Annotated in this window: 13 protein-coding genes and 1 pseudogene; 7 read left to right on the forward strand and 7 right to left on the reverse strand. The window is 64.8% G+C overall.

Features of this window, described 5'->3' with window-relative positions; genetic code table 11:
* Window positions 1-28: 28 nt before the first annotated feature.
* Both ACVW1B_RS30795 and ACVW1B_RS30800 read left to right on the forward strand, forming a co-directional pair.
* Window positions 29-1817 (forward strand): annotated as a pseudogene (locus tag ACVW1B_RS30795) (flavin-containing monooxygenase).
* A 106-nt stretch (window positions 1818-1923) separates the two neighbouring features.
* Window positions 1924-2901, forward strand: coding sequence for a peptidyl-alpha-hydroxyglycine alpha-amidating lyase family protein (locus ACVW1B_RS30800; protein WP_253606616.1), 978 nt, complete (start codon window positions 1924-1926; stop codon window positions 2899-2901).
* Between the two features lie 204 nt (window positions 2902-3105).
* On the opposite strand, the gene ACVW1B_RS30805 is transcribed toward ACVW1B_RS30800, so the two are convergent.
* Window positions 3106-4866: a chloride channel protein gene (locus ACVW1B_RS30805; RefSeq protein ID WP_253606614.1), complete on the reverse strand. Its 1761-nt coding sequence runs from the start codon at window positions 4864-4866 to the stop codon at window positions 3106-3108.
* 191 nt (window positions 4867-5057) lie between these two features.
* Here ACVW1B_RS30805 and ACVW1B_RS30810 point away from each other — a divergent pair, with 191 nt between their 5' ends.
* Entirely contained in the window at window positions 5058-5615 is a 558-nt protein-coding gene (locus tag ACVW1B_RS30810) for an HNH endonuclease (protein WP_016845270.1), read from the forward strand.
* Window positions 5616-5673: 58 nt separating this feature from the next.
* Here ACVW1B_RS30810 and ACVW1B_RS30815 read toward each other — a convergent pair whose 3' ends face one another.
* The 4 genes from ACVW1B_RS30815 to ACVW1B_RS30830 all read right to left on the reverse strand — a co-directional run bounded on the left by ACVW1B_RS30815 (window position 5674) and on the right by ACVW1B_RS30830 (window position 6569).
* Window positions 5674-5886 (reverse strand): hypothetical protein, encoded by a 213-nt coding sequence (locus ACVW1B_RS30815; protein WP_253606608.1) that lies wholly within the window; start codon window positions 5884-5886, stop codon window positions 5674-5676.
* A 29-nt stretch (window positions 5887-5915) separates the two neighbouring features.
* Window positions 5916-6071 carry a hypothetical protein gene (locus ACVW1B_RS30820; protein ID WP_176936779.1) on the reverse strand — a complete coding sequence of 52 codons (156 nt, stop codon included), beginning with the start codon at window positions 6069-6071 and terminating at the stop codon, window positions 5916-5918.
* Between the two features lie 77 nt (window positions 6072-6148).
* A complete protein-coding gene (locus ACVW1B_RS30825) occupies window positions 6149-6376 on the reverse strand; it encodes a DUF6894 family protein (RefSeq protein WP_092080482.1) in 228 nt (75 codons plus the stop codon).
* A 16-nt stretch (window positions 6377-6392) separates the two neighbouring features.
* Window positions 6393-6569, reverse strand: coding sequence for a hypothetical protein (locus tag ACVW1B_RS30830; protein WP_253606607.1), 177 nt, complete (start codon window positions 6567-6569; stop codon window positions 6393-6395).
* 212 nt (window positions 6570-6781) lie between these two features.
* Between ACVW1B_RS30830 and ACVW1B_RS30835 the strand changes: the two genes are divergently transcribed.
* Genes ACVW1B_RS30835 through ACVW1B_RS30850 form a run of 4 tightly spaced genes read left to right on the forward strand, consistent with a single transcriptional unit; the run spans window position 6782 to window position 10390 of the window.
* Complete coding sequence (locus tag ACVW1B_RS30835; RefSeq protein WP_253606605.1) at window positions 6782-7270, forward strand: MarR family winged helix-turn-helix transcriptional regulator; 489 nt, start codon at window positions 6782-6784, stop codon at window positions 7268-7270.
* A 2-nt stretch (window positions 7271-7272) separates the two neighbouring features.
* Window positions 7273-9324: an FUSC family protein gene (locus tag ACVW1B_RS30840; protein ID WP_253606603.1), complete on the forward strand. Its 2052-nt coding sequence runs from the start codon at window positions 7273-7275 to the stop codon at window positions 9322-9324.
* On the forward strand, window positions 9321-9527 hold the full coding sequence (locus tag ACVW1B_RS30845) for a DUF1656 domain-containing protein (protein WP_028333641.1): 207 nt from the start codon (window positions 9321-9323) through the stop codon (window positions 9525-9527). Before ACVW1B_RS30840 ends, ACVW1B_RS30845 begins: the two co-directional genes overlap by 4 nt.
* Window positions 9524-10390, forward strand: a complete 867-nt coding sequence (locus ACVW1B_RS30850) for an efflux RND transporter periplasmic adaptor subunit (protein ID WP_253606601.1) — start codon at window positions 9524-9526, stop codon at window positions 10388-10390. Before ACVW1B_RS30845 ends, ACVW1B_RS30850 begins: the two co-directional genes overlap by 4 nt.
* A gap of 73 nt (window positions 10391-10463) precedes the next feature.
* On the opposite strand, the gene ACVW1B_RS30855 is transcribed toward ACVW1B_RS30850, so the two are convergent.
* A complete protein-coding gene (locus ACVW1B_RS30855) occupies window positions 10464-11327 on the reverse strand; it encodes a tetratricopeptide repeat protein (RefSeq protein ID WP_082653818.1) in 864 nt (287 codons plus the stop codon).
* Window positions 11328-11364: 37 nt separating this feature from the next.
* Window positions 11365-12003, reverse strand: coding sequence for a FecR family protein (locus ACVW1B_RS30860; protein WP_253606599.1), 639 nt, complete (start codon window positions 12001-12003; stop codon window positions 11365-11367).
* Window positions 12004-12012 lie beyond the last annotated feature (9 nt).

Here is a 12012-nt window from a genome sequence, read left to right on the forward strand (position 1 = left end):
AAGGCGGGCCGATGGCGAGAAACGCTCAATGCTCGACAAGACGGACGATATTTCGGTCGCCGCCGACAATTGGCTTGTGCAGTTCGAAGATGCGCTGGCGAGCCCGGACGATGTGCTGCTGAAGCCACTGTTCCATCCCGACAGCTACTGGCGCGACGTGCTGGCGCTGAGCTGGAACATCCAGACCGTCAACCGGGCCTTCGCAATCATCGAGGAGCTGCCGGCGCATGCGCGTCACAGCGCGCCGCATGACTTCCGCATCGATGCCGAGCGCGCGGCGCCGCGCCGGGTGACGCGCGCCGGCACCAACGCCATCGAGGCGATCTTCAAATTCGAGACGGCGGTTGGCCGCGGCCATGGCATCGTGCGGCTGATCCCTGATGCCGCCGACGACGATCGCCTGAAGGCCTGGACCTTGCTGACGGCGCTCGAGGAGCTGAAGGGTTTTGAGGAGCAGCAGGGCCACACCAGGCCGCGCGGGAAGTCCTATTCGCGCGACTTCCGCGGCCCCAACTGGCTCGACCTGCGCAAGGCATCCGCCGAATATGCCGACCGCAACCCTGATGTGCTGGTGGTCGGCGGCGGACAGGCCGGGCTTGCGATCGCCGCGCGGCTGCAGCAGCTCAAGATCGACGCGCTGATCGTCGACCGCGAGGCGCGCGTCGGCGACAATTGGCGCAAGCGCTATCACGCGCTGACCCTGCACAACCAGGTACAGGTCAATCACCTGCCCTACATGCCATTCCCGCCGAACTGGCCGACCTACATCCCGAAGGACAAGCTCGCCAACTGGTTCGAATCCTATGTTGATGCGATGGAGCTGAACTTCTGGACCGGCACGGAATTTGTCGGCGGCAGCTATGACGACGCAACGGGGCGTTGGACCGTCGAGTTGCGCCGCGCCGACGGCACGACCCGCAAGATGCAGCCGCGCCATGTGGTGATGGCAACCGGCGTCAGCGGCATCCCCAATCTGCCCGATATCCCCGGTTTGAAGAATTTTTCGCGGCAAAGTCATGCATTCCAGCCGCTACGAGGACGGCGAGAACTGGACCGGCAAGCGCGCGCTCGTGATCGGCACCGGCAACAGCGGCCACGACATCGCGCAGGACCTGCATTCCTCGGGCGCCGAGGTCACGCTGGTACAGCGCTCCTCGACGCTGATCACCAATATCGAGCCGTCGGCGCAGCTTGCCTATGCCGCCTACAATGAAGGTACGCTCGAGGATAATGATCTGATCACGACCTCGATGCCGCTCGCGCTCGCCAAACGCAGTCATGTGCTGATGACCGAGCAGTCGAAGCAACTCGACAAGCCGCTGCTCGACGGCCTTGCGCGCAAGGGCTTCAAGCTTGATTTCGGCGATGGCGGCACCGGCTGGCAGTTCAAATACCTGACCCGCGGCGGCGGCTATTACTTCAACGTCGGCTGCTCCGATCTGGTCGCGAGCGGCGCGGTCGCCCTGCAGCAATTCGCCGACATCGAGACCTTCGTGAGCGAGGGCGCGCGGCTGAAGAACGGCGAGACGGTTGAGGCCGACCTGATCGTACTCGCGACCGGCTACCGGCCGCAGGAAGAGCTGGTGAAGAAGCTGTTCGGCGAGGCGATGGCCGCGCGCGTCGGCCCGATCTGGGGCTTTGGCGACGGCCAGGAGCTGCGCAACATGTACAGCCGCACGCCGCAGCCCGGCCTCTGGTTCATCGCCGGCAGCCTCGCGCAATGCCGCATCAACTCGCGCTATCTCGCATTGCAGATCAAGGCGATCGAGGAAAGCCTGATGCCGCGCAACGTCGGGCCACGGGCGGATTTTTCGTAGAAGCCTGCCGTCGTTCCGGGATGCGCGAAGCGCAGACCCGGAACCTCGAGATTCCGGGTTCGATGCTGCGCATCGCCCCGGAATGACGATCTTGGGGAGACATCTTATGCCAACCACCCTCGGCACCGGCGAACACCGCTATCGCGTGGTGGAGAATTTCGCAAAACTCCCCGACGGCTGGAGCCTGACCGATGTTGCCTCCGTCGCGGTCGACAGCAAGGACCGCGTCTACGTTTTCAACCGCGGCGACCATCCGATGGTGGTGCTCGACCGCGCGGGGAATTTCATCAAGAGCTGGGGCGAAGGCGTGTTATCGCGTGCCCACGGCCTGCATATCGACGCCGACGACAATCTCTATTGCACCGATGACGGCGACCACACCGTGCGCAAATGCTCGACCGACGGCAAGGTGCTGCTGACGATCGGCATCCCGAACAAGCCGGCGCCGTTCATGAGCGGCGAGCCGTTCCACCGCTGCACCCATACCGCGCTGTCGCCGAAGGGCGAGATCTATGTCTCCGATGGCTACGGCAATGCCTGCGTCCACAAATACACGCCGGATGGCAAGCTGATCAAAACCTGGGGCGAGCCCGGCACCGATCCCGGCCAGTTCAACATCGTGCACAACATCGCGACCGACGCCGATGGCTGGGTCTATGTCGCCGACCGCGAGAACCACCGCGTCCAGGTGTTCGACGGCAACGGCAAATACGAAACGCAGTGGAACAACCTGCACCGGCCCTGCGCGCTGTGCTGCTGCTGCTGCGGCGGCGGCAAGCAGCCGAACTTCGTGATCGGCGAGCTCGGCCCTGGCATGGCGGTGAATCGCAAGGTGCCCAATCTCGGCCCGCGGCTGTCGATCGTGGATCACACCGGAAAGCGCATCGCGCGCCTCGGCGGCGAGCAAGGCCCCGGCGTCGAGACCGGAAAATTCCTGGCGCCGCACGGCATCGCGCTGGATTCCCGCGGCGACATCTATGTCGGCGAAGTCGGCGTCACCGACTGGAAGACCAGCTTTCCGGACACCGAGATGCCGGCCGCGGTGCGCGTGACGCGATGCCTGCAGAAGCTGGAGAAGGTTTAGATTCAGTCTCCCACCGTCACTCCATCACCGTCACCCCGAGGAGCGCGCATCGCGCGCGTCTCGAAGGGTCGACGGCCCGGCCGGTGGCCGTGCATCCTTCGAGACGCGCGTTCCGCGCTCCTCAGGATGACGGATCAGGCAGCGAGCGCCGCGACTAAGATCAATCCCGTTTGCTGCCCGACGCCTTGGCTATCGCCCGCGAAATCAAATCTCGCCGATCACCTCGCGGCGGCGCTGCTCGGATTCTTCCGCGTAGCGCCGCATCGCGTGCGCTTCGGTGAGCAGGCCGATCGGCCGGCGGTCGCCGTCGCCTTCGACCACGGCGAGCGATTCCGCTTCGGCCGCGTCGAACACCGCGATCGCCTCCTGCACGTTCATGCCGGGATGCAGCACCACGTCGGCGTAGCGCAAGATGGCAGCAAGCCCCTTGTCGGCCTCGAGATCCGGCGCGTGCGCTTCCGCAACCAGCGCGAGCCCGGCGTAATGCCCCTCGCCGTCGACCGCGACGACCTGGGTCTTCGAGCCCGGCGGGAATTCCTCGCGGAACGCCTCGATCGGCATCGCGGCGTTCACCGTCGTCATGTCCTGCCGCATCATCTTGCCGACCGTGAGATCGCGGATCCAGCCGATATCGGCGGCGCTGCGGATGGTCTCGCCGCGCAGATGCAGCCGCCAGGTCGCGAACGAATAACCGAACAGCTCGCGCGTGATCGTGGTCGAGATAATGACCGCGACCAGCACCGCGGTCGTGAGCCAGAGGTTGCCGGTGGATTCCAGCGCGATGAAGGACATCGTGAGCGGACCGCCGATCACCGAGGCCGACAGCGCGCTCATGCCAATCACCGCATAGGCGTTGGGGTCGAGGTTCAGCCCCGGCCACACGATGTCGACGCCGGCGGCGAACAGCCGGCCGCCGAGCGCGCCCATGAACAGCGTGGCGAAGAACAATCCGCCGCGGAAGCCGGAGCCGAGCGAAACGATCGAGGCAACCGCCTTCAGCGCGAACACGCCGGCGATGAAGGCAAGCGGCATCGCTACGATGCCGGCGAAGCGCAGCGCGCCGTGGCCCGACGACATCACCTGCGGCGTCAAAAGGGCCATCGCGCCGACTGCAAGCCCGCCGAGCGCCGGCCGCAGCGGCGGCCAGAGCCGGCTCTTGGTCAGCAGCGCCTCGCACAGCGTCACCCCGCGCATGATCGCAATGCCGGTCAGGGCCGCGACCATACCGAGCAGCGCCGCGATCGCGAGATCCCGCCCGAGCACATCGCCGACGGTTCCGACGCCGACGCCGAGCGGCAGCGGCTCGAAGGCATGGGCGACGAAGTAGCCGGTCACCGCCGCCACGCCGACCGGAGTCAGGCTGGCCGGCGTATAGCCGCCGATCACAAGCTCGAAAGCGTAGAACGCGCCCGCAAGCGGCGCGCTGAAGGCGCCGGCGATCGCTGCCGCCGCGCCGCAGCCCACCATGATTCGCTGGTCGTTGCGGCGGAGGTGAAAGCCGCGCCCGAGCGAGGCGGCGAGGCCGCTGGAGAGCTGGGTGTAGCCGGCCTCGAGCCCGACCGAGCCGCCGACGCCGCTCGACCAGATCGTCTGCAGCGCCACGATCACGCTGCCGCGGAACGACATCCGCCCGCCATAAAGCGCGTTGGCCTCGATCGGGTCGATTTCGCGGGCCGGCCGGACCCGAAGCAACAGAAGGAACGCAAATCCCAGCAGCAGGCCGCCGATCGTGGGAACCACGAGCGCGCGCACGGGATCGATGCTGGGCTGGCTCGACAACCGGTCGCCGAGCGGCAGATTGAACAGCACCGAATGCAGCACCGTGACGAGGCCGCTCATGACCGCCACCACGAGGCCGCCGATGGCGCCGATCAGCACCGCCAGCACCACAAGGCTCGTCTCGTGCGCGCGCACGAACGCGCGCAACCGGCGCGGCGCCTCGAGATAGCTTGAGGTCGTGGTCATCGGCAGGGTCCGTCACTGGCCGACAGGGCCTTGCGGCTCCCTTTACGGGCCTCGCGGGCGGGAGGCAATCGGGGCAGGAACATGGCAGGGCGCGGCGGATAAGCCGCTCATTGCTCTTCACAATCCCGTCACGCTGCCTGTAGTATGTGAGTGCATGCTGCTTCGCAGCTAATGGGAGTCAGGAGCGTTATTTGAACGCACATGTCTCGCAAGGCGGTTGGCCGGTGCTGGTCTTGAATGCGGACTTCCGGCCGCTGAGTTATTACCCGCTGTCGCTCTGGTCCTGGCAGGACGCGATCAAGGCGGTGTTCCTCGATCGTGTCAACATCGTCGAATATTACGACCGGGCGGTACGAAGTCCTTCCTTCGAAATCCAGCTGCCGAGCGTCGTATCCCTCAAGTCCTTCGTCAAGCCGACCACCCACCCCGCCTTCACCCGGTTCAACGTTTTCCTGCGCGACCGATTCAGCTGTCAGTATTGCCTGTCGGGCGACGATCTCACCTTCGATCACATCATTCCGCGCAGCAAGGGTGGCCAGACCACCTGGGAGAACGTCGTCGCCGCCTGCTCGCCCTGCAATTTGCGCAAGGGCAATCTCACGCCGCAGCAGGCCAAGATGTTTCCGAAGCAGACGCCCTATGCCCCGACCGTGCATCAGCTGCATCGCAACGGCCGGCTGTTTCCGCCGAACTATCTGCACGAGAGCTGGCTCGATTATCTCTACTGGGATACTGAGCTCGATCCGTAGAGCGCGCTGGCGCGCATCGTCGTCACATCGAATGCAAGCCGTACCGCTGTGATTTGGATCAGGCGGGTCGCTTGGTGAGGGCCGCCTCGCCCTCCTCGCGTCCGGGAACGCTGACGTGGACCTCGTGCCCCATCCTGATCGCCACTGCCGCGGCGGCCGCCGCCGATTCGAATGCAGCCTCCTTGGTGGCGTATCCGCCGTTGAGATTGCCGTCGTGCAGGACGCCCCATTCCTTGCCGGCTGCAATCACCGCATATTGAGCCAATCCCATCGTCTCCTCCTTACGCTGGCGGCGCCGCGTCAGGTCTCGTTCCGCTTGTATCTTTCGCGGACGACATCCTCGCCGGCCTGCACCGCGCGCCTGCTGCGAAAATGGTGTTGAAGCACGCCGAAGATCAAAGCGGTCAGCAGCACGAGCGCTCCGATGCCGTAGATGATTTCAAGGCCCATATCCATTCGGTCTCTCCAAGCCTTGTTCTCAAAGCCTTGCTCTTAAAGCCTTGCTCTCTTGCCGCCCGCCGGGGCGGCATCGTTCATCCGCTCTTCGCGGCGCTGTCGATGCTTTCGCGGTGAATTTCGCGCGCGTCGCTGCCGATCACCGAGATGAAGTAGCCGCGTCCCAGATATTCCTGTCGCGTCTCGGCAAGGTCGATGGCGAGCCGCTTGGCGACGGCAATGGCTTCATCGCGGTCGGTAACCGGCTGACCGGTTGCATCGATCACACGCTCATCATTCACGATCGCGAAGTGAAAGGCGGACATTCACTATCTCCGCGCATCAATGCGTGTTCGATTCATGCCACTTTTCCAGGTCCGGCTTCTCGTCTCCTGAGCGCTTCGCATCCCCAGAGCGCTGCTCCTTCTCCGGGTTTCCCTTCCACGGCTTGTCGGTTTGCGCGTGGGAACCCCAGTCGCTCGAGCGCCCAGAATCCTGCGTTACCGGCTTTCTGTTCATCACAATCTCCTCAAGAACAGAAGCATCTGTATCCCGATGTGTTCCTAACCCGCCGCGCTCAAGGTCCGCCCGCAACCGAGCATAACCAGCGCATCGAGGTCGATCCCGCAGCAGTATTGACGCTTCCTCACGCAGGATCGCATTCGCGTGATCGTCCGCGATGTTCGCAGTATATCATTGCATCCTAATAGTTCGCATCCTATCTAATTTGCATGCCGCCTTCGCAGCCCCATATCCACGCCGAGATCGGCCGCCTGGTGACCAGGCTGGCCCGGATCTGGCGTCGCGAGTCGGATCAGGCCTTGTCCGACCACGGACTGTCCTACGCGACGGCGATTCCGCTGCTGGTGTTGTCACGCCAGGGAGAGAACGTCCGGCAAGGCGTGCTGGCCGATGAACTGGGGATCGAAGGGCCTTCACTGGTGCGGTTGATCGATCTGCTGCAGTCTGAAGGCCTCGTCGAGCGTCGCGAGGACCCGACCGACCGGCGCGCCAAGACGCTGCATCTCACCGCGGCCGGCGGAGCCAAGGTCGAGGAGATCAATCGGGTGCTGCGTCGCGTACGGGCCAGCCTGCTGAAGGATATCGGCAGCGCGGAACTTGCGGTAACCTTCGAGACGCTGCAGCTCATCGAGCAGCGGGCGAGCCGCCTGCAGGACGCCAGGACTGCGCCAGCCAGGACTGCTCCAGAGGCGAAATAGTCATGCGCGCGGAAGAGCCGTTCCTGGTCCGCCACGCGGATCTCATCTTCGCGTTGAAGACGTTCGCGGCGTCGATGCTGGCGCTTGTCATCGCCCTGGCGATCGATCTGCCGCGTCCCTATTGGGCGATGGCGACGGTCTACATCACCTCGCAGCCGCTGGCCGGCGCGACCAGCTCGAAGGCGTTCTTCCGCGTGATCGGTACGCTGGTCGGCGCGAGCGTCACGGTCGCCCTGGTGCCGAACCTGGTCAATGCACCGGAGCTACTGTGCCTCGCGATCGCGCTCTGGGTCGGGCTCTGTCTCTATTTATCGCTGCTCGACGGCACGCCGCGCAGCTATGTCTTCATGCTGGGCGGATATACCGTCGCGCTGATCGGCTTTCCGTCGGTGGCTGACCCCGGCAGCATCTTCGATGTAGCGCTGGCACGGGTCGAGGAGATCTCGCTCGGCATCATCTGTGCGAGCCTGGTGTCGACGGTGGTGTTTCCCCGCAGCGTCGCGCCGGCGGTCGGCGGCCGCATCAGGAGTTGGCTGTCGGATGCGCGCCGTCTGTCCCGCGACGTGCTGCTTGACCGCGGGACCGGCGAGACGCGCCGGGCCCAACGCCTCCGTCTTGCGACCGACATTGTCGAGATCGATACGCTGGCGACCCATGTCGCCTATGACCGGCTGGCCGACGCCGGCACCGTGCGTGGCCTCGGCGAGGTCCGGCTGCGCATGCTGATGCTGTTGCCGATCATCACGTCGATCGAAGACCGGCTTACCGCACTTGGCGAAGCGGCGCTGCAACGGCAACCGGAGCTGCAACGCCTGATCGGCGATCTCGCCGCATGGATCGTGGACGAGGACCGCCAGCGACAATCCGGCGAGCAGATCCGCACCGCAATCGCCGAGCGGCAATCTGCGCTCGACGGCATCGCGCCGCGGGAACGCATCATCACGATCAGCCTGCTGCTCCGGCTGCGCGAGCTTGTCGATATCTCGGCCGACTGCCGCGCGCTGGGCGATGCGATCGCCGCGGGCCGGGATATCTCCAGCGTCCCGCTGGCGTTCCACCCGGAGTCGGGGGCCGCACCGGTCCGTCATCGCGACCACGGCATGGCGCTGTGGTCGGCCGCGGGCGCAGCGGTCGCCATCCTGATCTGCTGCGGCCTGTGGATTGCGACCGGCTGGGCCGATGGCGCCTCGGCGCCGATGATGGCGGCGGTCGCCTGCTCGTTCTTCGCCGCGCAGGACGAGCCGGCGCGCAGCATCCGGGCCTTCGGCCTGTTTTCACTGGTCGCGATCGTCATCGTCGCGATCTATCAGTTCGCGCTGGTGCCGGGCATCTCCCATGTCGAGGTCCTGATCGCGGCGCTGGCGCCGACCTTCCTCCTGTACGGCTTTTTGATCGCACGACCCAAGACCGCGCCGATCGGCATGGCGCTCGCCGCCAACACCGCGACGCTGCTCGCGCTGCAATCGACCTACAGCGCGGATTTCGCCAGTTTCGCCAACACGTCGGTCGCCTTCTTCCTCGGTGTTGTGATCGCGGAGATCGTAACGCGGATCGCGCGCGGCGTCGGCGCCGAATGGATCGCCAAGCGGTTGATGACGTCGAGCTGGCAGACGCTCGCGGTCGCGGCCGAACGGCGCGGCCACGGCGATCGCGCGCAGTTTGCCGGCCTGATGCTGCATCGGCTCGGGCTATTGGTCCAGCGCATCGCCTTCATCTCCGAGAGCGACCGCCGCGATGCCGACAGCCTGGTCCAGCTCCGCATCGGGCTCAACATCATCGACCTCAGGCGGGCGCGTTACGGCCTCGCCGCAGTGACCGTGCGTGCCATCGACGATATGCTGGACGACCTCGCGGCGGCGTTTCGCGCCCGTGCGGACCGGGCAATGCCGGCCGAACTGTTGTCATGCATCGATACGGCGCTGACCGCGGTCGTCAAGGACCCCAATGAGCGCGCGCGGGACGATGCATTGCTCGGCCTCGTCGGCATCCGCCGCGGCCTGTTTCCGGATGCACCCGCGTATCGATCGCAGCCCGAAGCGAGTTTCGCCGCATGAGATATGAGCTCGACATTTACGGCGTGCTCGTTCCGGCGCTGCTGCTGTGGCTCATCGTCGCCTATGCGCTGAGCGCAGTGGTGAGCCGGATCATGCAGCGCTTCGGATTCTACCGGTTGGTCTGGCATCGCGCGCTGTTCAATTTCGCCCTGTACGTATGCCTACTCGGCGTCGTGGTTTATCTTTCGGAGTTTCTGCCATGAAAGCGAATTTCGCCTGGCTCGGCCGGGTTGCGCTGACCGCGGTCGCCGTCGTCGCCGCACTCGCTGTCGCTCGCGCGCTCTGGGTCTACTATATGGAATCGCCATGGACTCGCGACGGCAGGGTCCGCGCCGACGTGATCCAGGTGGCTCCCGACGTCTCCGGCTTCGTCACCGACGTGCTGGTCAAGGACAATCAGCCGGTGCATCGTGGCGACATCCTGTTCCGGATCGATCGCGCACGCTTTGCCCTGGCACTGAAGCAGGCCGATGCAGCGGTCGCCGGCCATCGCGCGACGCTGGATCAGGCCGACGCCGACCTCAAACGCTACAGCTCGCTGACCACCGATGCGGTGTCGCAGCAGAAGCAGGAGCAGGTTCTGGCGACGCAGCTGCAGGCCAAGGCGGCCTATGACCAGGCGGTCGCCGACCGCGCCGTCGCGCAGCTCAATCTGGATCGCAGCGAGGTGCACGCTTCGGTGAACGGCACCATCACCAATATGGACCTGCGGCCGGGCGCCTACGTCACCGCAGGCAAGGGCGTGATGGCGCTGGTCGACACCGACACGCTGCATGTGGAAGGCTATTTCGAGGAGACCAAGCTCGCGCGCATTCGCGTCGGCGACAAGGCGCAGATCCGGCTGATGGGCGAGCCGGTGCGGCTCACCGGACATGTCGAGAGCATTGCGGCCGGCATCGAGGATCGCGACCGCGCGGCAGGCGCGAGCCTGCTCGCAAATGTCAACCCGACCTTCAGCTGGGTTCGGCTCGCACAGCGCATCCCCGTGCGCATCGCGCTGGACCACCTGCCGGATCGCATCGCGCTGGTCGCCGGCCGTTCGGCGACGGTCGAGATCATGGACTAGCCGGCTGGCCGGGGCGCATCCGCGGCGACAGCATCGAGCCGGTGCACCTTACTGCGGCTCGTCGACCACTCGCCTATCGCACGCCGTAGCGTGTGAAATCGTCGCCGATGCTGCCCTGGATCGCCTTGGCCGCCGCCATGTCGGTATTGCCGCCGGCCTTGTCACCCTGCTTCAACTTCGCCAGGCCGCGGCCATAAAGTGCGCTTGCGAGTTTGGGATCGATGCGAAGTGCGGAGCTGTAGTCGGCGATCGCCGCGCCCAGCTCGCCGGTCTTCAGATAGATAAGGGCACGCGAGTCATACGTCGCGGCGTTGGTTGACGCCAATTGAAGGGCCTTGTTGCAATCTTCCAGCGCCGCCTGCAATTCGCCGAGGATGGCCCGGCTCCAGCAGCGTCCGTTCCACACCCCATCGAGCTTCGGCTCGAGGCGAATTGCCTCATCGTAGTCCTGCGCCGCGCGTGCATAATCGTTCTTCTTCAAATAGGCGCCGGCGCGGTTGGCGAAGGCCTCGCCGTAGTTCGGGTTGAGCTTGATCGCCTGATCGAAGGCGTCGGTCGCGCGATCATATTCGCGCTTCCTGAGATAGGCCACGCCGCGGTTGTTGAACGGCTTGGTGTAGGTCGGATTGAGCTCGATCGATCGATCGAAATCCCGGATGGCGCCGTCATAGTCTCCCTTGGCGGCGTAGGCGTTACCACGGTTGTTATAGGCGATCGCGAGGCCAGCCTGGGTCATGTCCTGCCCCGCATCGATCAGCGCCGTGCAGGCAGCAATGCGCGCGTCGGCCGGTGTGCGATCGAGGCCGCTGCACAATCCGATAGTGCGGAGATAGCTATCCTTCTTCGGGTTCTGCGCGACCGCCGGCAACACTGGGAGCGTCGCAACGAGGAGCGATATCAGGCTGACAATTGCGCCGGCGCTTGCACGAAGTTTCATATCGGGCCTTGCTTGCACGAAACGGGCTGCGCCTGGCCTAGCACCCTCGACAGATGTTGGGATTGAACTTGTGAAGGGTGTTTTGCTCAGGTTGCTGCGGCGTTCGAGTCCCGACCTTCCTGACCTTGCTCTTGCCCTCTTCAACGAGCGTGGCGAACCTCACCGTTCCATCGTCCGATATCTCGATGCGTGGCGTGGTGCCTCGAATGCCCATCGTTGCGACAGGGGTGTCGATCTTCATGTCTCCGGTCTTCGCAATGTTGCCGGCAACGAAGGTGAACGTCCCATTGGTCAGTTTGAGCAAGGTCGAGTTCGACTTGCCGTTCGGGTCGTACACGAACTCGGTCATCGCCATCTTGGCGTTGCTCGACAGATTAAACGAAGTGCCGTCGGAGAAATTGATCCCGACGCGTCCGTCAGCTCCAGTTTGCACCACGTCGCCCAGATACACGGGGTCGCCGACCTGCGCCTGAGGCAGTTTGCCGGGCAGCCCTGCCTGAACGACGACTGCATTCGGATGCTCGATCGTGACCGAACCCGTGGCGGCTACGACCCTTCCGATGAATTTCAATTGGATATTGTCCGGTTCGGTTTGCGCCTGGACCTGGCCGGACGTGAGCGTTGCGAGCGCCAGGACGAAGCTTGCAAGCAATTGAACAATCAAATGGATGCGCACGATCCCCTC

This window comes from Bradyrhizobium sp. USDA 4502, assembly GCF_054063355.1.